Source organism: Chloracidobacterium sp. (genome assembly GCA_016716305.1).
In the GTDB taxonomy this organism is placed as follows: Bacteria; Acidobacteriota; Blastocatellia; order Pyrinomonadales; family Pyrinomonadaceae; genus OLB17.
Genome location: JADJWP010000002.1, coordinates 454,347 through 475,731 on the forward strand (window position 1 = coordinate 454,347; position 21,385 = coordinate 475,731).

Here is a 21,385-nt window from a genome sequence, read left to right on the forward strand (position 1 = left end):
ATTATCTTTCGAAATTCGGGATCCAGAACGTGAATCCTTCCTTTACGGTCGCGACAAGTCCTCGTTTAGGCAACTCGTCTTCGTCAAGTCCGAGATAAGTGAAATGCGGTGTGTCGTCGATGATCGTCTGAAACCAGCCGTGTTCGTTCAAGATCGACCTTACTTCTTTGCTGCCAAATTCCGCGACATCGAGAGCGATCATCGAAAGATGCTGCGATGTTCCCGGAGCGGCGACGGAGGAAAAGATCGAACGGTTGAAACCGGTGCTGAACCAGATCGAGTCCTTTTCCCATTCGATGACCCTGGCAACCTGATCGATGGTCTCCATCTTCGCGGCGGCGGCCGCGTCGTCAGCACTGATCTTGCCGCGAGCGACCCAATGTTTGAGCGCCGGGTCGAAACGCGATTTCCAGATCCTGAATGTGTCGGCGTAGCTCCGCTTCGATGCTGAGGCTCCACGTGGTGTGATAGACAGCTTTCGTTTTGCGGCCGCCGCACGTGCCTTCATCAGCGCATCCATCGCATCGGCCTGCAGTTCGACCGTCCGTTCACCGATGACCGCGGTCCTCGAACTGACGCCCGCCTGAAATGCCGCTACCTCGTCTTCGTTGGCAAACACGCATCGGTCGGGAAAACGGACGTCTGAGGCAGCGATGAACATAGCTCCATAGTCCTTGAATACCCGCTTCGCCACCACGCTGGTGTCGATCGGGCAGATCTCGCTGAGGTCACGTTTTTTTGCCGCCAGGCGCTTCTCGACGTATGCGCGAAAATCAACCGTCTTCGCCTCCTGGGACGCCGAGGGAACGGCTAAAGCGCCGCCGATCAATACGACGGCAGCGATGGCATTGAATATCGATCTATGATTTTTCATTTATTCATTGCCCCGGCCGAAAACAAATTCGCGGACGATCCTGAGCGCGGAATTCATGTGATTCTTCATATATTCGTCTTTTTGTACGAACGGGATATCCGTCCGAATTCGCTCGTAGATCGCCTTCGTCCCGTCACCGAGCTGTTTGTCTCTGCCGATCGCATCTCTTCTGAAATCGACGCCTTGTGCCGCGCAGAAAAGCTCGATGGACAATATCTGGGCCAGATTCTCCGATACCTGCCGCAGCTTCAAAGCCGCCGTTGCACCCATCGAAACATGGTCTTCGACATTCGCCGAACTTGGGATGGTATCTACGCTCGCCGGGTGTGCCAGTACCTTGTTCTCGGTGCACAGGGCCGCCGCCGTATATTGAACGATCATGAAGCCCGAATTCAGGCCGCCGTTTGGCGTCAAGAATGCCGGCAGAACGTGTGCGTTCGAAGCCTCGTCGGTAAGCCGCATGATCCGCCGTTCGGAAATATTACCGAGCTCGGCGAGCGCGATCGTCAAATAATCGAAGGCAAGAGCAAGAGGTTCGCCGTGAAAATTACCGCCGCTGATCACTTCGATATTGCCTTCTTCATCCTGAAATATCAGCGGGTTATCTGTGACCGAATTGAGTTCGATCTTTATCAGCCACTCGGCATACGCAACCGCATCGCGGCAGGCTCCGTGAACCTGCGGCATACACCTGAGTGTGTATGCGTCCTGGACGTTTGCGGGATCGAACCCCCGGACAAATTCGCTTCCGTTAAGAATCCGCCTCAGGTTGCGCGCACATTCGACCTGTCTCGGATGCGGCCGGACCGAATGAACTCTTTCGTCAAACGCCGAAGCCGTGCCATGAAGCGCTTCGAGGCTGAGAGAGCCGGCAACATCGGCAAGTTCAGCAAGCCTGATCGCCTTTGCCGTCTCAAGCAGACCGATGGCCGTCATTACGGTCGTACCATTGGTCAGTGCTAGTCCTTCCTTGGCTTTGAGAGTAACCGGTTCAAGGCCGGCACTTATTAGAGCATCGCCGCCGTTCATCGTTTCGCCGATGTATTCCGCCTCGCCCTCACCTATCAGGACACACGCAAAATGGGCAAGCGGGGCGAGATCACCGCTGGCGCCGAGGCTTCCCTTTTCAGGTATGACCGGATGAACACCGCGGTTCAGGCATTCGAGGATCAGTCCGAGCGTCGCAAGCCGTATTCCCGAAAAGCCGCGGGACAGAGTATTCGCACGGATCAGCATTATCGCCCGCACGGTCGGTGTATCGAATGGGTCGCCGACACCGACCGCATGGCTCAGAACAATATTTCGCTGCAGTTCCTCTACCTGCTCGCGGCCGATGATCTTGTCTTTGAAAGCTCCGAAACCCGTGGTGATACCGTAGGCAACCTCTCCGCGTTCGAGCAGCCGATCGACCGCCGCCGCCGCCCGATTGACATTCGCCTTCGCCCGCTCATCAAGCACCACGCGCGGCTCGCCCGGCCGCCCATAGGCAACCGCCAGCACCTGCTCAAAGGTCAGGCTTTCGCCATCAAGGACAATTTCGTTCATCTTTTCCAAAACTCTGTCCGATTTTTATTCGTTCGATATTGATATTCGCGCCAGTCAATAATTTTGTTGTCATCGAACTTGATCCATACAGTGCCGTGATAAATATGGGTTCCCTTGTAGGTATATTCCGCACAGCCGAGTTGCCGAGATTCGTCGAAGATAGCGTTGTGAAATTTGCAAGACTGCGGCTTAGCGTCGTCGTCCTCGAAAAATCTTAACAACGATGCATTGTCCCGAAACGTGTAGTTCAGCCCATCTGAGTAAAACAATTTGCCGGCAAACTTTGCGGCAACGCTTTTATAATCTCGCGTTGACCAGCCTCTCGCCATTTCCTCCAACATCGATGAAAACTCGTTGCTCGTCACAGGCAGGCCTCACCGTTCTTGAAAACCTCATTGACCAAATTACCGCCAAATTCGTATGCTATCTGGCGATAATCTTCACAATCACACATTAGAAAGTCTGCCCTTTTGCCAACCTCGATCGACCCGTGTGTATCTCCCAGACCGATCGAATATGCTGCATTTATCGTTGCCGCGTTCATCACCTCAGTCGGCTGCAGCTTCTGATACCTGCAAGCGATGGCCATCGCCATTGGCAACGAGGGGCACGGTGCCGAGCCGGGGTTATAGTCGGTCGTCAGCGCCACCGCACAGCCCGTGTCGATCATTTTCCTCGCGGGTGCAAATTGCATTTTGCCGCCGTTGAAATTCTCGGTCGGAATGACGACGCCGACCGTATTGCTTGCGGCAAGAAACGTGATCTCTTCATCGGAGATCGCATCAAGATGATCGATCGAAACCGCATCGTGCTCGACCCCGAGCCGCGAACCGCCAAGATTGGTGAACTGATCTACATGCGCCTTCAGCCGAAAACCAAGCTCCTCGGCCGAGGCGAATATCCGCCTCGCATGCCCAACATCAAACGCATTCCGCTCGCAAAAGATATCGGCAAAGAACGGCGTGCCTTCGGCGGCAAAGTGCGAGCCCGAATACCAGTCCCACGCCCGCGGCAGCATCTCGCCGCAGATCAGTTCGACGTAGCCGTCCGGGTCATTCTTAAACTCCGGCGGAACCGCATGGGCCGCAAGAAACGTCGGCACAATTCTGATCGCGTGCCGCTTCTCCAATGCCTCGATCACCCGCAGCATCTTCAGCTCCGTCTCGGTGTCGAGCCCGTAGCCGGTCTTTATCTCGCAGACGGTGGTGCCGCATGCGAGCATCTTATCGAGCCGGCCGAGTGCCGCGTCGATCAACTCCTCTGCCGTAGCAGCCCGCGTATTCCGGACGGTCGAAATTATCCCGCCGCCCGCGGCCAGAATATCCAGATATGCCGAGCCCTTTATCTTTAGCTCAAACTCATTAAGCCGGTCGCCAGCGTAAACGATGTGTGTGTGCGGATCGACAAAGCCCGGGCATACGGCTCGCCCCTCGGCATCGATCGTCTCATCTGAGGTAAATTCGGCAAGAATATCGGCAGAGCCGCCGACGCCGACGAATCGCCCGTCTGAGATTGCTGCCGCGCCGTCATAAATGATGCCGACATCGAGCATCGCCTCGCCGCGTTTCGGTTTTCCGCCGGAAGCGCAGGTAACGAGCTGACCCGCATTGTGAACGATAAGGTCGGCGTGCGGCATCTAAAGCGACTTCTTCGCGATCTTGCCGTGGGTTTCGGTCACCTGCATCAATGCCGCCGAACCGTACCACGGAACGTAGTCAACGATGAAAATTCCTGACTTGATCGATGGATCGGTCTCGGCAAGCGCCTTTGCTTCGTCGATCGTCGTCACGGCCAGAATGAACAACCCGCGAAACGTCTTGTCATTCGAACCGAACGGCCCGGCAATGGCGAGCTTGCCCTCGTTCGCAAGCCGCGTCATATTGGCAAAATGGCCTTCGAATGCCTTTTTCCGCTCGTCGCCTTTGACGATCGCGTCGTTCGGGCCGGTTTTTAGGATCGCCAGCACGTATTGCCGCATGCCGATATCATCAGCCCCGAGTTTCTTTGCCAGTTCCGCGTCATATTTTGGGTTTACCTTGGTTTCCGGCGTTTGGGCTGACGATCCGGCCGCGATGGCGAGCAGCACTCCGGCTGCAATGATCATTATGCTCAAATGTCTCATAAGAACCTCGCAATTATTTCGAAGATATTAGCACGTTTTCCGCCGGAGTGAATTTACGGCTATGATATTCCAAATGCTATGAAACGAGAGATCCATGCCCCGACGGGAACCAAACTCCATTGCAAGAACTGGCTGATCGAAGCCGCGTACCGGATGATCCAGAACAATCTCGACCCGGACGTGGCGTTTGACCCCGACAACCTTATAGTTTACGGCGGTCGCGGCAAAGCGGCTCGCAACTGGGATTGCTTTGATGCGATCCTAACGAGCCTCAGCGAGCTGAACGAAGATGAAACCCTGCTTGTGCAATCGGGGAAACCGGTCGGCGTATTCAAAAGCCATACGGACGCGCCTCGCGTCCTGATCGCTAATACGAACATCGTCCCGCATTGGGCGACTCAGGAGCAGTTCGACCAGTACGAACGCGACGGCCTGATGATGTACGGCCAGATGACCGCCGGTTCGTGGATCTACATCGGCACGCAGGGCATCCTGCAGGGAACGTATGAGACCTTTGGCTCGCTGGCCCGGCAGCACGGCTGGGGCGACCTGAGCGGCAGGCTCGTTCTGACCGCCGGCCTTGGCGAGATGGGCGGTGCACAGGCGCAGGCGATCACCTTCAACGGCGGCGTCGGCATTCTTGTCGAGGTCGATCCGTGGCGGATCGAAAGGCGTCTGCAGCTGAAGCAGGTCGATGTGGCGGCTCGCGACCTCGAGCACGCTATCGAACTTGCCGGATCGGCGGTACAGAAACGCGAACCGAGGTCGATAGCGCTTCTCGGCAATGCGGCCGAGGTCCATTGGGAATTGATCGAAAAGGGCATCTACCCGGACGTCGTGACCGATCAGACGTCGGCTCACGACGTGCTTTACGGCTATATTCCCATCGGAATGTCGGTCGACGACGCAAACGAGTTCCGCAAAACGGATCCGGTAGAGTACGAACGCAGGGCGATGGACTCGATGTCACGCCACGTCGAGGCAATGCTCGAATTCCAGCGTCGCGGCTCGGTCGTTTTCGATTACGGCAACAATCTGCGTCAGCGTGCGAAAGACAACGGCGTCGCCAACGCCTTCGATTATCCCGGCTTCGTCCCCGCGTATATACGGCCGCTCTTCTGCGAGGGCAAAGGCCCGTTCCGCTGGGTCGCACTCTCGGGCGACAAAGAGGATATCTACAAAACGGACGAGGCGATTATGAACCTCTTTCCCGAGGACGATCATCTCGCCCGCTGGCTGACGATGGCTCAGGAACAGGTCGAATTTCAGGGCCTGCCCGCACGTATCTGCTGGCTCGGTTACGGAGCAAGAGCAAAGGCCGGTCTGAAACTGAATGAGATGGTCGCGAGCGGCGAGCTGAAAGCACCGATCGTCATCGGCCGCGATCACCTCGATTGCGGCAGCGTCGCCTCGCCGAACCGCGAGACCGAGGCGATGAAGGACGGCTCGGACGCCATCGCCGACTGGGTCTATCTCAACGCCATGATAAACGTTGCCGGCGGCGCGACCTGGGTCTCGCTCCACCACGGCGGCGGCGTCGGCATCGGATATTCGCTTCACGCCGGACAGGTCATCGTCGCTGACGGCACCCCAGAGGCAGCCCGCCGCATCGAACGCGTCCTCACGACCGACCCCGGCATGGGCGTCATCCGCCACGCCGACGCCGGCTACGAAGATGCAATAGAATTCGCGGACAAGAATGACGTAAACATTCCAATGAGAGGTATCCCCAGTGAGCTTTGATCTTTATTTCTACACACGCAAAGAGCATCTATTCGATGCTTCCAAGGTGGAATCATATCTTGTGAAAAACGGATGTGTTCGGGTAAGCGAGGATGAGCAATGGGTTTACGAAAACGAAGATACAGACGTCTATTTTGACTTCGAACGCCAACCTGAAAATGACGACCCCGAAGATAACAAAACGTTCGAGAGTTTCGATGACTTTAATAACACTCGTTACTCGTTCAGCCTGAATTACATTCGCCCGAATTTTTTCGGATTAGAGGCTTTCCCATTTGTTGAACTAATGATGAGCGAACTTGATCTTTTTGCGCTGAACCCTCAATCGGACTCTGAGATCGAGATACCCCGACGACAAACGGCAGGGGAATATTATTCGAACTGGTCCAATACCAACCTAAGCGTTTCTGGCGACCATTTTGATTATTTCGACCTGCTCCACTTTCCACTCGAAAAATCGAATGAGTATTGGCGTTACAATTTTCATAGAAATGAAATGCAAGATAAATTGGGCGACGATTACTATGTCCCTACCCTTATCTTGGCACGACAGGCTTCTACAGGTGAGCCAATAACCATCTCTACTTGGACCGAACACATCCCAAATGTTTTCCCGCCTGCGGATTATTTCCTCATAAACCGCAAGAAACGTAAGTTGTTTCGCACCGCTGAAGAATCTGGTCTTATTTCACATGAATCCTTTATTCGGGAGTTCGGCTCTTACCTCGAACCATTCGACTTCGAGGATTGTTTCATCATCCATCCTGAGAATGCGGTTTTGGTGGGCGAATTATTTAATAAGATTGAGTTTGAGGCAATGCTCGAAGGATTTGTAGGAGACGGAATTGATCTATCGAAACTCACGAACGCCGACAGATCCGCAGTGCAAAAGGACCCGGGCGATTAGTTTTTCGAAAATTCAGGCCTGAATGAGGTTCTGTTTCGTTGGGGTCGTCGTGGCGAAGCGTTCGGCGGAATGCGGCGTCGGTTATCGGTTCCGCTAGGAGCCAAACGTTTGCAGAAAGGCCGCCAAGAATATTCTGCCGAGCCCAGTTAGGGGCGGCACGAACCCGTGAGAAGCGATAATATTCCGCTCCTACGGACTTCGGTTCGCGTTCTGTGTTCGCATTTATAAGCATCACGCTCCAAACGGAGTGAGAAGCCGTGACCAGAATCTGCAAACAGTAGTGGCGGAGTCTCGGGCCGATCTGTGCGCTTCGGTCTCGGCTCTGTGGTTTCTGCGGTTCTGAAGCTCCGCTTTGAAGCGAGCGCAGAATTCACAGACGAGGATCTTGTTCTCTACTTTTCTTCTTTCGTGGTTTGAAAAGTTTCTGGCGAGCGGCGTACCACCGAATCAGATGGTTCAATTCTTTTGGCGGTCGCGACCGACATCTTACGATGTGGGCTGGGTCAATTCCGTCGTCTTTGACGACTCGCAAGGGCCGGCTAACGCGGGGACTCAAAACTCAAAGGCGTTTCACGCATTTCACTTGTATCAAGAATTTCATTTCATTCATTCGAATCACGGCGTTTCAGAAACGTGTGGCTTTCGGAAAAATGAAACACGCACCTTAAGGATTCTCACTAATGAACTTTTCGAACTTCTTTTTGTCGGGATGTTCGGGAACTTTTGCGAGAAACTTTTTGTATTCCTCGGCGGCAAGGTGATTCGTCTTGGCGAGCTGGTAAAGATGCGCGAGCTGAAGGTGAAGTTCGGCCATGCCCTTCGGGTCGAGCTGAATGGCCTTGTTAAGGGCCTCGGCCCCGAGCGAGCCTTGCTTCGAAAGCAGATAAGCTTCGCCAAGAAGCTGGTAAACGCGTGCGGATTCGGGTTCGAGAGTCGCCGCGTGTTTGAAGACCTCGACCGCGGCTTCGTGGTTCTTCAGGGCCATCCTGATCTGTCCGGCAACGATCCACGCGGGCGTATATTCGGCTTTGAGTTCGAGCGAACGGCGGATGGCGGCCTCGGCTTCCGTAAACTGCTTTTGCTCGAAGTAAAGCGTCCCGAGCTTCGTCCAGGCGATGAAATCCTTCGCGTCTTCGGCGGTCGCTTCCCGGATGTACTTAATCGCCTGCCCTATGTCCTTCCTTGTTTCGGCATCGGCGGCTTTTCTCAGAAGTTCGGTAGCTTTCTCGCCGCGTGAATATGGAAACTTTCCTGATGACAGCGGCGGCGATTGGGGGTCTGGTGCATCGGCCGAGATCTCGAAATCCTCGCGGATCTGTGCCGTCCCGAACCCCGAAACGCCTCGGCGTGCAACCTCGATCCCGTCGACGTCAACGACCAGTGTCGCACCGCTTGAACCGCCGGTCCGGCGAAAGCAGTAGTTCCCTCTCTGCCCGACCGTTATCCGCTGTGCGGCCTGCTCGCGCTCGATCAGGACGATCGAGATCTTCGGCAGCTTTGCGTTCGCTTGAGCCCCCCGATACGTCACGCGCCCATAAACGAACGGAGCACTCAATCGCGGCCCTTCGAGCGTCGGCATCGCGCCGAACTCGCTGCAAAAGTCATCGACCTGAGCCCTTGCCGTTCCCGCGGCGACTAACACCGCGGCCAACGATATGAAAACCAACTTAGAAACTTTCATAGCAGCACCGGAACGAAAAAGTCTATCATAGCCGTGAATTTGACATCGATCGATACAAAACAGGAGGAGCCAGCAATTATGAATCAAGACGCAACGATCGTTTTCAACGGCTTTCTGCAGCTTCCGAATCTCGAAAAGCTGGCGGTCGTCGAGGCGATCAATGACTACTTCGATTCCAACGATCGCGAGCCGATCCGGGCCGCCGCCGACGAACGCTTTTCGCAGATCGATACCAGTTCGGCAGATTTTCACTGCAAATGCTGCGGCCGATGATGTCAATCGCAGTATTTCGCGGTGATCTGCCGAAAATGATAACCCATCGCCGCAAGCGTCAGCCCATGGGCAATGTCCCGCGGATAGAACCTGATGAGGTCGAAGCAATACTTCCAGAAGGCCGCACGTTCCGGATCGCGTACGCCAAGGGTAGCGATGATCTTAAGCAATGCCCTGACGTCGGCAAAGACGGTCGACTTGCGCGGTTCGATGCGATCGGCGTGAAACCGCGAAAGACAGTCAAGAGCCCGATGGTAATACTCCTTAGGGCTATATATGTTGCGAAGGAGATTTTTATATCCCTCAACAAGAACGGCCATGTCCATCTTAGGCAGAAAATTGATCGAGCAGTCGGTGTTATTCCCGGTGCTGACGTCGAGAAGCCGTCCTTCTTTCTCGAGCCTTCTCCAGAGCTGTGTATCGGGCAATGCGGTCAACAATCCGACCATCGCCAATGGGATGCCGCTTTCGTGTATGAAATCCATCTGGCGGTCAAAGATGTCGTCAGGATCGTTATCAAAGCCGACAATGAAGCCGGCCATCACCTCCATACCATACGACTGGATCTTGTGTATCGATCCCAGCAGGTCGCGACGCATATTCTGGCCCTTATGAGCTTCTTTCAGGCTTTCTTCGACCGGCGTTTCAATGCCCAGAAAGACACGGCGAAAACCGGCATCTTCCATCTGCTGAAGTAATGCATCGTCTTCGGCAAGGTTTACGCTTGCTTCAGTAATGTACGAGAACGGGTAACCGTTGTTACGCGACCAGGAAATAAGATCGGGCAAGAACTGCCGGACGTTCTTTTTGTTACCGATAAAATTGTCGTCAACGATGAAAACCAGGCCGCGCCAACCAGCGGCATTCAATTGATCCAATTCGGTAAGCATTTGCTCGTTCGATTTGGTCCGAGGCACGCGGCCGTAGATCTCAATGATGTCGCAGAATTCACAACTGAACGGGCATCCTCGCGAATACTGGACATTCATCGCGCTGTACTGGTTCATATCGATCAGCGAAAAGTCCGGCGGCGGGGTCGTGACGAGTGAAGGCCGCTCGGAAGACTGATAGACCCTTTGGGGTACGCCAAGTTCCAGGTCCCGTAAAAACTCGGGGATTGTCGCTTCGGCTTCGCCGATGAATATGTGATCGGCATCCGGCAGGCGCTCACTGCTCGTTGATACATACGGGCCGCCAACCACAACCTTCTTGCCTTTCGAGCGGCAAAGCCTTACAACCTCGCCGAGCGATAGATTTTGCACGATCATGGCGGAAACGAAGACCATATCGGCCCATTCGACGTCGTCAGGCTCAAGCGATCGGACGTTCATATCGACCAACCTGAGTTCCCAGTCATCCGGAAGCATGGAGGCCACCGTTAGAAGGCCGAGAGGCGGAAACGCTGCGCGTTTACCTTCGATCTTAAGAGCGTGGCGAAAACTCCAGTAGGTATCCGGAAATTCGGGGTAAACAAGCAGTACTTTCATGATTTGCCTAGAATACTCTTCAGAGATGCCGTAAACAAGACTTTTCTGAGGCGATTACAAAACAATTACGGAGGGCCTGCAGCATATATGTTCCACTTGTCGGAATGCCTAAAAGAATCGAATTTCGGGTTTAATGGTTTATCGGTTATCATTGCCATAAACCGGCGTTTCGATCCACTTTTAGTAATAACTTACAATGAGCGATATCTTTAGTCTGACGACCCGTCCGAACCGTGACCTGTTCTTCACGAACGACGACCGGAATGACCCGAGAATGGGATCGCTGGTCGCGACGGCCCCAAGCGATTATGCCGCAGCTGAGATCGTTATTCTCGGCTGCCCGCAGGACGAAGGCATCCGACGCGCAAAAGGCCGCCCCGGTGCGGCGTCAGCGCCCGATGCCATCCGGGAACAGTTCTATCAACTCTCAACACTTAACATCAAAAAGCGTGTGTTCGATTTGGGCGATACGCAGATCGGCGAGACGCTCGAAGCGACACATAGAGATCACGCGGCGGTCCTTGAGGCCGTCTTGCGTGACGGTAAACGCCTGATAGTACTTGGCGGAGGAAACGACATCGCGTATCCCGCAGGAGTGGCGATGTCAGCAATTTATCATCCTGAGTGGTGGATAGGTGTTCACGTTGATTCACGTCTCGATGTCAGAATAGCAAAGGAACGTGACGCTGGTACGCAGTATAGGCAGCTCTTGGACGAAAGGCTCCTTTTGCCTGAGAATTTTTTTGAAGTCGGTTTTCAATCGCATTTCTGTTCTCCGGCCTACTACAACTACATTCGGGATCTCGGTGTTCACCGGATCAGCCTGGAATTACTACGTTCTCGGGCCGATGTCGATCGCGAACTGAAGGACGCTATCCGACTCGAGTTCATCAAACATAGCGCATCGGTCAATACCTATTTCGGCTTCGATATGGGTGCGGTCCGGTCTGCTGATGCACCTGGCACAACGTCACCTTCGCCTCTCGGGCTAAGGGCGGGCGAGTTCATAACGCTTGTAAAATACGCAGCCTCGCTGGCGAACACACGCATGATCGAATTCTCGGAAGCGAACCCCGACTATGACCAGGATCACCGTACAATGAAGCTAGTCGCGATCGCAATGCACCGGTTTTGTTCGGGCGTGCAATAAAATGACCGACCCGAACGCATCGTTCAGATCGGTCATTTAATGAATATGAAGGTCTGATCAGAGTACGTTTCGACCCGAAAGTAAACGAAATATCGCGAGGACGACGATCGCTCCAATTATCGACGAAATGAAACTCGGGATCGAACTGCCGATATTGTCGAAACTGCTGATCATCGGGTAACCGATGAATGTCCCTATATATCCGCCAACTACGGCGCCGACGATCCCAAGTATCGTCGTCAGGATCAAACCGCCGCCGTCCGACCCTGGAAGGATCATTTTTGCTATGTAACCCGCCAAAAAACCAAGAATCAGCCAGATAATCAACGAAACCATATTATTCCATCTCCATGCCCGGTTCGGATGATAGATCACGACCGGGCAATTTTTGTCCGGATCGGCCCTCGAGACGAATTCTGCGATTTGAGCCGATACGAATACCTATAGGTGACGCGTTAACGTATGACTGTATTATAGCACCGCTAAATGCATTAGCCGTTTTTATTTTGGTGTCATAGCCAGATCACTCGTCACTTGACACACTTACCGGCGTTTGGCATCCTTTAGGTTCGCTTTTTATTGGGCGAACTGGACCTAGGCACTTAGCTCAGTGGTAGAGCACTACCTTGACACGGTAGGGGTCAGCAGTTCAACTCTGCTAGTGCCTACCATTAATATTTCGATAAGATGCTTTCGAAGAACTTTGCTGTTTCAACAACTACTACGACCAGCCTCTAATGGCTGGATCATAGCGGTGTCAAACTTGATACCGCGAGGCAAAGTCGCTCTTATCGGATCTGATCTAATTTAGTAGTAGTGACACGAGTTGATCGTGGATTCTAAATAGCGGTAGTGGAAACGAAAGGCGACCAACACGTTGGCCTTTGTTTTTCGGGCAAGTACTTGATCGCATTGATTCAGGTTCCACCTCTGGCTGTTTACGAATTATGAGCGAATTGAACATACAATTTGGCGGTATTCAAAAGACCATCCCGGCGCCGGCAACCGTTGCCGACGCGATCAAGGCATTTGACCGCGACATTCTAAAGAGATCGATCGCGGCGCGTGTCAACGGCGAAGAGAGCGATCTCAGCCGAGAGCTCTTCGTCACCGACGAAGTTCTTTCTATCGAGCCTATAACGATCGAAAGCGGCGAGGGACTTGAGGTGATTCGGCATTCGACAGCGCACCTATTGGCCGCAGCTCTGCTGAACATGTTTCCGGGAACAAAGCTCGGTGTCGGACCGGCGTTGATGGACGATCCGCGGTATGGTTTTTTCTACGACGTCATAGCTCCACGCAACCTCACCGAAGAAGATCTTCCGTTGATCGAAAAGACGATGCGGGCGATGGTCAAACAGAATCTCCGTTATCGGCGCGAAGATATCGATAAAGCAAGCATTCTCGAGATCTTTGGAAATCGTGACGAACCGCTCAAATGCGAACTTATCGATGAAAAGGTCGAGGGCAGCGCAAGCGTTTATTACATCGACGATTCGCCCTTCATCGACTTTTGTCTCGGACCGCACGTTCCGCACACCGGTAAGCTGCAGGCATTCAAGTTGCTCGCGATCTCAGGGGCTTATTGGAAGGGCGACTCCGAACGCGAACAGATGCAGCGCATCTATGGAATTGCCTTCGCAACGCAACAGGAACTTGACGCATGGTTGAAACAACGCGAAGAGGCGGAAAAACGCGATCACCGGAAATTGGGCAGACAGCTGGATCTTTTCTCGATCGATGACGATTACGGCCAGGGGCTGATCCTGTGGCACCCTAAAGGCGGTATCATCCGCAATGAAATGGAACGGCTGCTGCGCGAAGAGCTTGAGCGGCGCGGATACAGTTTCGTTTACACGCCGCATATTGCCAAGAAGGACCTGTGGGTAACGAGCGGTCACGAAGAGAATTACGCCGACGGCATGTATTCTCCAACGAGCATCGAGGACGAAGAGTATCGTCTGAAGCCGATGAACTGCCCGTTTCATATCGGGATCTATAAGAGCTCGCCGAGATCGTACCGAGACCTTCCGCAGCGTTACTCGGAAATGGGCACCGTCTATCGGGCCGAGCTTTCGGGAACGCTCCATGGCTTGATGCGCGTTCGGGGATTTTCTGTTGATGATGCGCATCTATTTGTTCGTCAGGATCAGATACATTCCGAAGTCTCAGATTGTCTCGATTTCGCGATCAAGGTCTTTGAGACCTATGGTTTCGACGATGTTCGGTTCGAGCTTTCGGTTCGCGGCGAGGCCGAGAACAAAGGCTATCTCGGTTCAGATGCGGACTGGGCCGCAGCCGAAGAACAGCTCGCAAGTGCGCTGGACGAACGCAACATCAGCTACGAACGCATCGAAGGTGAGGCAGCCTTTTACGGTCCGAAGATAGATATCAAGATCGCGGACGCGATAGGCCGGATCTGGCAGCTGGGCACGATACAGCTTGATTTCAATCTCCCGGAGCGATTCGCTCTTGAGTACACCGGGGACGACAATCAGAAACACCGGCCATTCATGATCCATCGTGCATTGTTTGGCTCGATCGAAAGGTTCTTCGGCGTGCTGATCGAACATTACGCGGGGGCATTTCCGCTTTGGCTCGCTCCCGTGCAGGTCGCGGTGTTGCCGATAACCGATCGGATCAACGATTATGCCGATTCGGTCGCGTCTGAACTCAAGAACGCCGGCTTTCGTGTTGAATCTAATACGCGTTCTGATAAGATCGGAGCGAAGATCAGAGACGCTCAACTGCAAAAGGTTCCGTTTATGTTGGTCCTTGGCGACAAGGAGTTCGAAGAAAAGTCGGTCGCGGTTCGCGAACGCAAGCAGGGAGACATCGGCGCGATGTCTCTGGATGAGTTCATAGAGATGATCCGCAGACAAAAAGAACTGCGAAGTCTCTAGAACGTTTCACACATCAGGAGGTCTGTATCGCTAGAAGATTTGGTGGAAGGAGTCAGAGGCCGCGATTTCGCGAGCCGCTTCACCGTACGAACGAACGAATTAGGGTTCCTTCGGTGCGGGTCGTGACGGAAGATGGCGAAGCATTTGGCGTGATGGATACGCGTGACGCTATCCAAAAGGCACGTGAAATGGGACTTGATCTTGTAGAGATCGCCCCGAATGCGAAACCGCCGGTATGTAAGATCATCGATTACGGTAAGTTTCTTTACGAACAAAAGAAAAAGGCCCATGAAGCGAAGAAAAAACAGGTAACTGTTCAGGTCAAAGAGATCAAATTTCGCCCGGGCACCGACGATCACGATTACGACTACCGGATGAAGCATGCTCGGGAATGGCTTGAGGGCGGCGACAAGGTGAGAGCAGCCATCGCATTTCGCGGACGTGAAATGACACACCGCGAGCTTGGAGCAAAGATACTGAAAAAGCTGACCGAGGACCTTATCGACCTTGCCGAGGTTGAGGTCTTTCCGAAGATGGAAGGCTATCAGATGTTCACGATCTTTGTACCCAAGAAAACGAAGGTCGCAGAAAAGAAACCGTCTGCCGATAAGGCGGCGAAGAAGGATGAAAAGCCTGCGAAACCCGAAAGGAGCTCTGATAAGCCGGCGACGGCTGAGGTCCAATCGGAAGTTGCCAAGGACGACGACGAGATTTTCTAAAAACGGACCAACCGTACTATGTTCGTGAGATTCGCCAAAACCCTAATTCTAATCGCTGTAGTTGCAGTCGTGTCCTTCGGTCAGGCGGCCGGTGTAAAGTCTGGCTTTGATGCAAAGGACTATACCGCGCTGATCGAACGCATAGCATCCGGTGCAAACTCTGAAGAGCGCGGTGCGGCGATAAAGGCCGAGCTATCAGCAATCAAGGTCCGCGTCTCAACCGAGGGATTCTCACGAAAAACGCGTGACGGTGCAACCGTCCGAGGAAACAATATCTTCGGTGAAGTCTCAAATCCGCGTGCGAAACGGACAGTGATGATCGGTGCACATTACGACCGCGTTGCCGCCGGAAAAGGTGCGGTCGACAACGCCTCGGGATCGGCTGCTGTCCTGATGCTTTTACGGGCATTCCGGGATAGTCCGTTAAAGGACACCAATTTGCAGGCGGCATTTTGGGATCACGAGGAACAGGGGCTTCACGGTTCAAGGATATTCGTTGAAAACAGAAAAGATGCCGGGCTGCCGGCCGTTTACATAAATTTCGATGTTTATGGTTACGGAGATACGCTTTGGCTATGGTCGGAAGGCGAACCATCAGCCTTCGTCCGGTCTTTATTGGATTCGTCAGCCGCATCAAAATTCAATGCCGTCCATGGAAGCGTATATCCCCCGAGCGACCATTTGAGTTTTAAGGCCGGTGGTGTTGAAACCTATTCATTCAGCCTGCTTTCGGCCGACGAAGTAAGCGGGATCGTTCAACTCTTAGGTGGTGAAGCTCCGGCACCCGGAAAAATGCCAAAAGCGCTTACCACCATACACACTGAAAGCGACACGCTCGATAAGATCGATGCCGCGGCGGTGGTCCGATCGCTGCCGATCGTTGAGGCCGCAATAAGAATATTAGATAAGTAACTTTAGGAGAAAGTCATGCCAAAACTGAAAACACACAAAGGTGCCGCGAAGCGATTTCGCTCGACTGCGTCTGGCAAGTTCAAACGCGGGCATTCGCATGCGCGTCACATCTTGACCAAAAAGACCAACAAACGAAAACGCAATCTTGATATCGATACATTGGTATCCGAAGGCGATCAGAAACGCGTCGAAAAGATGCTGCCGTACGGAAGAGATTAATTGAGAATTGAAACCTGAAAATTGAGAGTTCGTGACGATTTAACATTGTCCATTTTCCATTCTCAATTTCACGACGGAGGAGTGAATAAATGCCAAGAGCAAAACGTGGGAATAAGCGTCTCGAGAAACGCAAAAAGATATTAGCCTTAGCCAAAGGCTATCGTGGAACAAAGTCGAAGCTGTACCGTTCGGCTAAAGAATCGGTCGAACGTGCGTTGAATTTCGCATACACCGGCCGGAAGCTGAAGAAGCGTGATTTTCGCAAACTGTGGATCGTCCGCATCAACGCAGCATGCCGCTTGAATGACATGAAGTATTCACAGTTCATTCATGGATTGAGCCTTGCCGGTATCGAACTCGATCGCAAATCGCTTGCCGATATCGCTGTAAAACAGCCGGAGACGTTCGCGTTGATCGCTGGACAGGCCAAAGACGCGATCAGCAAGCAACAGCAGGCAGCGGCTTAAAACAATTATAAATTGCCACTTACTCCAGCTAGTGGTCAGCTTTTAACAGAAAGATAGGCTTTAGCCGAAACTCCGAGTTCTTGGCTAAAGCCTATTTCTTTATTGAATCATGTCCCCTAGCTTAAGCTAGTTGCAATTGATGTAAGTCCTAATTCCGCTTTCGCCTCGGCAAACTTCTCAACCGCAAAATCCAGATCTTCCTTTGAATGTGCTGCGGAAACCTGCGTTCTGATCCGAGCCTTGCCTTTCGGTACCACCGGGAAAGAGAACGGGATGACATACACGCCCTTTTCGAGCAACGCCTCTGCCATCTTCACAGCCGGCCCGGCCTCGCCAAACATCACGGGCACTATCGGATGTTCGCCCGGCAGAACTTCGAGCCCGACTTCCTGGATCTTTTCGCGGAAGTATCGGGTGTTGTCCATCAGCTTGTCGCGGAGTTCGGTCGACCCGGTGAGCAGGTCGATCGCGGCGATCGATGCGGCGACGATCGGCGGGGCGACGGAGTTTGAGAACAGATACGGACGCGAACGCTGACGCAGCAGTTCGATCATCTCTTTTTTGCCGCTCGTGTAGCCGCCGCTGGCTCCACCAAGCGCTTTGCCGAGCGTTCCGGTGATAACGTCGACGCGGTCCATCACATTGTGATGTTCGTGGACGCCTCGGCCGGTCTTGCCCATAAAGCCGACCGCGTGCGAATCATCGACCATTACAAGAGCGTCGTATTTTTCGGCGAGGTCGCAGATCTCATCGAGCTTCGCGATGTAACCATCCATCGAGAACACGCCGTCGGTGGCGATCATCTTAAATCTGGCGGACTTCGCCTCCTCAAGCTTCGCCTCCAGGTCGGTCATGTCGCTGTTCTTGTAGCGGAATCGCTGAGCTTTGCATAAACGCACGCCGTCGATGATGCTCGCGTGGTTGAGTTCGTCGGAAATTATCGCGTCCTCTTCGCCAAGCAGCGTCTCGAAAAGGCCTCCGTTGGCGTCAAAACAGCTCGTGTAAAGGATCGTGTCCTCGGTACCGAGAAATTCGCTGATCTTCCTCTCAAGCTCTTTATGTATCGCCTGCGTTCCGCAGATAAATCGCACACTCGAAAGCCCATAGCCCCATTCATCAAGCGATCGCCTCGCCGCATCAACTATCGCCGGATGATCGCTCAGCCCGAGATAGTTGTTCGCGCACATGTTGAGGACCTCACGCCCATTCACATCAATATGCGCATCCTGCGGGCCGTCGATGACGCGTTCGGATTTGTAGAGTCCTGCATCGCGGATCTCGTCAATGGTATTTTCTAAGTATTCTTTGAATTTGGCGTACATATCGTTCGTACCCTAGTTACAGAATTCTAAAAGCCATTTGGCGTACTTATGGTGCGGAAAGTCTGGCGAGTTCAGAAGCTCTTCTAGCTTAGCTCGACACGCGGCGGGTTCCAGCCCGGCAATTTCGGTCAAGAAATGAGCAAGGCTGTCGTTGTCATGCCCGTCCTGATAATTCCTATCCAGGGCGTCAAATAGTTCCGGAAGGCACTCTGAACCGCCCAGATAAGCTATTGGCTCAGCGAGCAATTCTCGCGTCCAGAAATCATTCTTTTCAGATTTTAGAGCATCGAGAAGCATAGACAAATCTTCTTTGGTAGCAAACGCCTTTAGCCGCTCATGAGCGTCGAGCACGATACTAACATCTGTTTCAGACCAAATTATCTCAAGTTCATCTTGCAGCGACGTTGGCATTATCGATAGTTTCACGGTTTTAGACGTCAGCCTCAAATTGTGCAAAGCGGGCTGGGGTCAACGAAAATCCCGCGACCGAAAGTTTGCGACGGACATCTAATTGAACTCTTGCGAGATCAATATCCGAGATTTCAATATCGGAAACTCCTTCATGCCCTAACGCAGCAAGCTGCCGACCAACGTAAAGGAGATAATATTCACCACCATCCACATCGAAGTTGCCCCAAACAGTTTGAAGACGGGCCTTTTTTGCGGCCTTCAACAGCGGGTGAGTGCCGGTTCCAAGCTGCGATATCTCGGATTCGTCGGAAACCTGATACCGCACTCCGTAGAACAAGTATGTCGAATCGGCTCCCATCTTCAGCTACACAGCAGGTCAAATCGATTCAAAATCCAGGACCACCTTTCCGCAGTTCCCTTCCTTGATCGCCTCGAATCCCTGCTCGAAATCCCTATACGAATACCGATGCGTGACTACGGGCGAGATGTCGACTCCGGCGTCGAGGAGGTTGGACATTTGGTACCAGGTTTCGTACATCTGGCGGCCGTAGATGCCTTTGATGGTGATCATGTTAAAGATGACGGTCTTCCAGTCGATGGCGAACTGCTCGGCCGGGATGCCGAGGAAGGCAATCTTGCCGCCGTGGAACATATTGGCAAGCATATCTTTGAACGCGACGGGAACGCCAGACATTTCCATGCCGACGTCGAAACCTTCCTTCATGCCGAGTTCTTTCTGGACGTCCTTGATCGACGTCTTGCTGACATCGACGGCGCGGGTAACGTGCCCCATTTTCTCGGCAAGCTGGAGCCGGAACGGGTTTACGTCCGTGATCACAATGTTGCGTGCTCCGGCGTGCTTGGCGACCGCGGCCGCCATTATGCCGATCGGGCCGGCTCCGGTGATGAGCACGTCTTCGCCGAACACTTCAAACTCGAGTGCGGTATGGACGGCATTGCCAAAGGGGTCAAAGATCGCCGCGACGTCGAGGTCGATGCCCGGCTTGTGCTTCCAGATGTTCGTGTGCGGCACGGCGATGAACTCCGCAAACCCGCCGTCCATGTTGACGCCTACACCGCGTGTGTTTGCACAAAGGGCACGCTTGCCTGCCATGCAGTTTCGGCAGCGTCCGCAGACGAGATGGCCCTCGACGCTGACGACATCGCTCGCCTTGAAATCGACCACGTTCGACCCGACATCGACGATCTCGCCGACGAACTCATGGCCGATCGTGGTCGGCACATTGATCGTGGCCTGTGCCCAGGCGTCCCAATTGTAAATGTGGAGATCCGTGCCGCAAATGCCGCCGCGCTTTACGCGGATCATCACGTCGTTTATTCCCATTTCGGGCTCAGCGACATCCTCTATCCAAAGGCCCGGTTCTGCTCTGCTTTTTACGATTGCTTTCATTCGGTTGACCGTCGATCTCGAGTTCCAACGGCTCATGATATCAGAGCTCTGTCCCTCGTGCGAAACGGCCGATAAAATTGCAGGCGAAATTGTATTTCCGACCCCTAAATCGGTTATCCTTAGTGTTTATGTCTGAGGCCCTCGCAAAAATAGAGCAACTTCGAAGCGAAGCATTCAGTGAGATCGGCCACCTCGCTAATGTCTCTGTCGATGGAATGTTACTCGCCGACGCCGAATCGCAGCTCCGTGACCTTCTGGATATTCGAATACGGCTTACCGGAAAGAGATCGAGGCTGGTCGAGCTGAAAAAGTCGATAGGACAGATCGACGAATCTGACCGGTCCGCATTCGCTCAAGCCGTCCAGGCCCTTGAGCGCGACATCGTTTCGGCATTGGAAACCGGTGAAGCTCGCTTGACCGAACGAATCAATGAATTGAAGATCGAGCGCGAACGCCTCGATGTTACCATTCCGGGCCGGCGTCCGCGGACCGGTCATCTGCACCCGATCACGATCCTGCGGCAAAAGATCGAGGACATTTTCGTTTCGATGGGCTACGCGATCGAAGACGACCGCGAGATCGAGACCGACTATTACAATTTCGACGCCCTGAACATTCCCGATGGCCATCCGGCCCGCGAATCGCAGGACACGTTCTATACGACAGACGGATTTGCACTTCGTTCGCAAACATCGACCGTGCAGATCCGGGCGATGGAACGCCGCGGCGTGCCGCTGCGTGTGATCGCCCCGGGCCGCGTGTTCCGCCGCGATACGCCGGATATGACGCACGTGCCGATGTTCCATCAGATCGAAGGCCTTTGTGTAGATAAAGGAATCACGATGGCTCACCTAAAAGGAACGGTGACCGAATGGCTCAAACGGCTCTTCGGTGAGGACACCGTCACGCGTTTCCGCCCGTCGTACTTCCCTTTCACGGAGCCTTCGGCTGAGTTCGATTTCTCGTGCTTCGTTTGTCACGGTTCGGGCACATCGAACGGCGACCGCTGCCGTCCGTGCAAGGGCTCGGGCTGGATCGAGCTTGGAGGTTCGGGAATGGTCCATCCGAACGTGCTGCGCGCCGTCGGTGTCGATCCGACCGTCTACTCGGGATTCGCATTCGGCTTCGGCCTCGAACGGATGGCCGCCCTGATGTACAACATCGACGACATCCGCCATATGTTCGAAAACGATGTGAGGTTCTTGAAGCAGTTTAAATAACGGAACGCCGGCAGCTTGC

The 21,385-nt window shown here is 53.6% G+C and carries 21 protein-coding genes and 1 tRNA gene; 11 read left to right on the forward strand and 11 right to left on the reverse strand.

The annotated features are described in order from the left end of the window. Position 1 precedes the first annotated feature (1 nt). From IPM28_03895 to IPM28_03910, 4 genes are all read right to left on the reverse strand, one after another. Positions 2 to 874 carry a hypothetical protein gene (locus IPM28_03895; protein ID MBK9172135.1) on the reverse strand — a complete coding sequence of 291 codons (873 nt, stop codon included), beginning with the start codon at positions 872 to 874 and terminating at the stop codon, positions 2 to 4. Continuing rightward, positions 875 to 2,419 carry a histidine ammonia-lyase gene (hutH, locus tag IPM28_03900; GenBank protein ID MBK9172136.1) on the reverse strand — a complete coding sequence of 515 codons (1,545 nt, stop codon included), beginning with the start codon at positions 2,417 to 2,419 and terminating at the stop codon, positions 875 to 877. 361 nt (positions 2,420 to 2,780) lie between these two features. After that, a complete protein-coding gene (locus tag IPM28_03905) occupies positions 2,781 to 4,055 on the reverse strand; it encodes an imidazolonepropionase (GenBank protein ID MBK9172137.1) in 1,275 nt (424 codons plus the stop codon). Then, positions 4,056 to 4,523, reverse strand: coding sequence for a hypothetical protein (locus IPM28_03910; protein MBK9172138.1), 468 nt, complete (start codon positions 4,521 to 4,523; stop codon positions 4,056 to 4,058). It abuts the gene before it with no gap. 96 nt (positions 4,524 to 4,619) lie between these two features. On the opposite strand from IPM28_03910, the gene hutU reads away from it, so the two are divergent. Further along, entirely contained in the window at positions 4,620 to 6,284 is a 1,665-nt protein-coding gene (hutU, locus tag IPM28_03915) for a urocanate hydratase (GenBank protein MBK9172139.1), read from the forward strand. Between the two features lie 289 nt (positions 6,285 to 6,573). Then, the gene (locus IPM28_03920) at positions 6,574 to 7,191 is read left to right on the forward strand and encodes a hypothetical protein (GenBank protein ID MBK9172140.1); all 618 of its coding nucleotides are present in this window, start codon (positions 6,574 to 6,576) and stop codon (positions 7,189 to 7,191) included. A 664-nt stretch (positions 7,192 to 7,855) separates the two neighbouring features. Here the strand turns inward: IPM28_03920 and IPM28_03925 are convergent. Further along, positions 7,856 to 8,872 (reverse strand): tetratricopeptide repeat protein, encoded by a 1,017-nt coding sequence (locus IPM28_03925; protein ID MBK9172141.1) that lies wholly within the window; start codon positions 8,870 to 8,872, stop codon positions 7,856 to 7,858. Between the two features lie 78 nt (positions 8,873 to 8,950). Here IPM28_03925 and IPM28_03930 point away from each other — a divergent pair, with 78 nt between their 5' ends. Next, entirely contained in the window at positions 8,951 to 9,145 is a 195-nt protein-coding gene (locus IPM28_03930; GenBank protein MBK9172142.1) for a hypothetical protein, read from the forward strand. 2 nt (positions 9,146 to 9,147) lie between these two features. Here IPM28_03930 and IPM28_03935 read toward each other — a convergent pair whose 3' ends face one another. Further along, positions 9,148 to 10,632 carry a B12-binding domain-containing radical SAM protein gene (locus IPM28_03935; GenBank protein ID MBK9172143.1) on the reverse strand — a complete coding sequence of 495 codons (1,485 nt, stop codon included), beginning with the start codon at positions 10,630 to 10,632 and terminating at the stop codon, positions 9,148 to 9,150. 196 nt (positions 10,633 to 10,828) lie between these two features. Between IPM28_03935 and IPM28_03940 the strand changes: the two genes are divergently transcribed. After that, positions 10,829 to 11,782, forward strand: a complete 954-nt coding sequence (locus IPM28_03940) for a formimidoylglutamase (protein ID MBK9172144.1) — start codon at positions 10,829 to 10,831, stop codon at positions 11,780 to 11,782. 57 nt (positions 11,783 to 11,839) lie between these two features. On the opposite strand, the gene IPM28_03945 is transcribed toward IPM28_03940, so the two are convergent. Beyond that, positions 11,840 to 12,118 (reverse strand): GlsB/YeaQ/YmgE family stress response membrane protein, encoded by a 279-nt coding sequence (locus IPM28_03945; protein ID MBK9172145.1) that lies wholly within the window; start codon positions 12,116 to 12,118, stop codon positions 11,840 to 11,842. Between the two features lie 260 nt (positions 12,119 to 12,378). On the opposite strand from IPM28_03945, the gene IPM28_03950 reads away from it, so the two are divergent. The 6 genes from IPM28_03950 to rplT all read left to right on the forward strand — a co-directional run bounded on the left by IPM28_03950 (position 12,379) and on the right by rplT (position 17,002). After that, a tRNA-Val gene (locus tag IPM28_03950) sits at positions 12,379 to 12,453 on the forward strand. A gap of 276 nt (positions 12,454 to 12,729) precedes the next feature. Further along, a complete protein-coding gene (gene thrS, locus IPM28_03955; protein MBK9172146.1) occupies positions 12,730 to 14,685 on the forward strand; it encodes a threonine--tRNA ligase in 1,956 nt (651 codons plus the stop codon). A gap of 26 nt (positions 14,686 to 14,711) precedes the next feature. After that, entirely contained in the window at positions 14,712 to 15,404 is a 693-nt protein-coding gene (locus IPM28_03960; protein MBK9172147.1) for a translation initiation factor IF-3, read from the forward strand. A gap of 69 nt (positions 15,405 to 15,473) precedes the next feature. After that, entirely contained in the window at positions 15,474 to 16,316 is an 843-nt protein-coding gene (locus IPM28_03965; protein ID MBK9172148.1) for a M28 family peptidase, read from the forward strand. A gap of 15 nt (positions 16,317 to 16,331) precedes the next feature. Continuing rightward, on the forward strand, positions 16,332 to 16,535 hold the full coding sequence (gene rpmI, locus IPM28_03970; protein MBK9172149.1) for a 50S ribosomal protein L35: 204 nt from the start codon (positions 16,332 to 16,334) through the stop codon (positions 16,533 to 16,535). An 89-nt stretch (positions 16,536 to 16,624) separates the two neighbouring features. Then, positions 16,625 to 17,002, forward strand: a complete 378-nt coding sequence (gene rplT / locus IPM28_03975; GenBank protein ID MBK9172150.1) for a 50S ribosomal protein L20 — start codon at positions 16,625 to 16,627, stop codon at positions 17,000 to 17,002. A 116-nt stretch (positions 17,003 to 17,118) separates the two neighbouring features. Here the strand turns inward: rplT and IPM28_03980 are convergent, their stop codons facing one another. The 4 genes from IPM28_03980 to tdh are packed head-to-tail and all read right to left on the reverse strand — an operon-like array spanning position 17,119 to position 20,146. After that, the gene (locus tag IPM28_03980) at positions 17,119 to 18,324 is read right to left on the reverse strand and encodes a glycine C-acetyltransferase (GenBank protein ID MBK9172151.1); all 1,206 of its coding nucleotides are present in this window, start codon (positions 18,322 to 18,324) and stop codon (positions 17,119 to 17,121) included. 12 nt (positions 18,325 to 18,336) lie between these two features. Next, entirely contained in the window at positions 18,337 to 18,735 is a 399-nt protein-coding gene (locus IPM28_03985; GenBank protein ID MBK9172152.1) for a hypothetical protein, read from the reverse strand. Positions 18,736 to 18,754: 19 nt separating this feature from the next. Continuing rightward, a complete protein-coding gene (locus IPM28_03990; protein ID MBK9172153.1) occupies positions 18,755 to 19,093 on the reverse strand; it encodes a hypothetical protein in 339 nt (112 codons plus the stop codon). Positions 19,094 to 19,111: 18 nt separating this feature from the next. Next, a complete protein-coding gene (tdh, locus tag IPM28_03995) occupies positions 19,112 to 20,146 on the reverse strand; it encodes an L-threonine 3-dehydrogenase (protein MBK9172154.1) in 1,035 nt (344 codons plus the stop codon). 215 nt (positions 20,147 to 20,361) lie between these two features. Here tdh and pheS point away from each other — a divergent pair, with 215 nt between their 5' ends. Beyond that, positions 20,362 to 21,366, forward strand: a complete 1,005-nt coding sequence (gene pheS / locus IPM28_04000) for a phenylalanine--tRNA ligase subunit alpha (GenBank protein MBK9172155.1) — start codon at positions 20,362 to 20,364, stop codon at positions 21,364 to 21,366. The last annotated feature ends 19 nt before the right edge of the window (positions 21,367 to 21,385 follow it).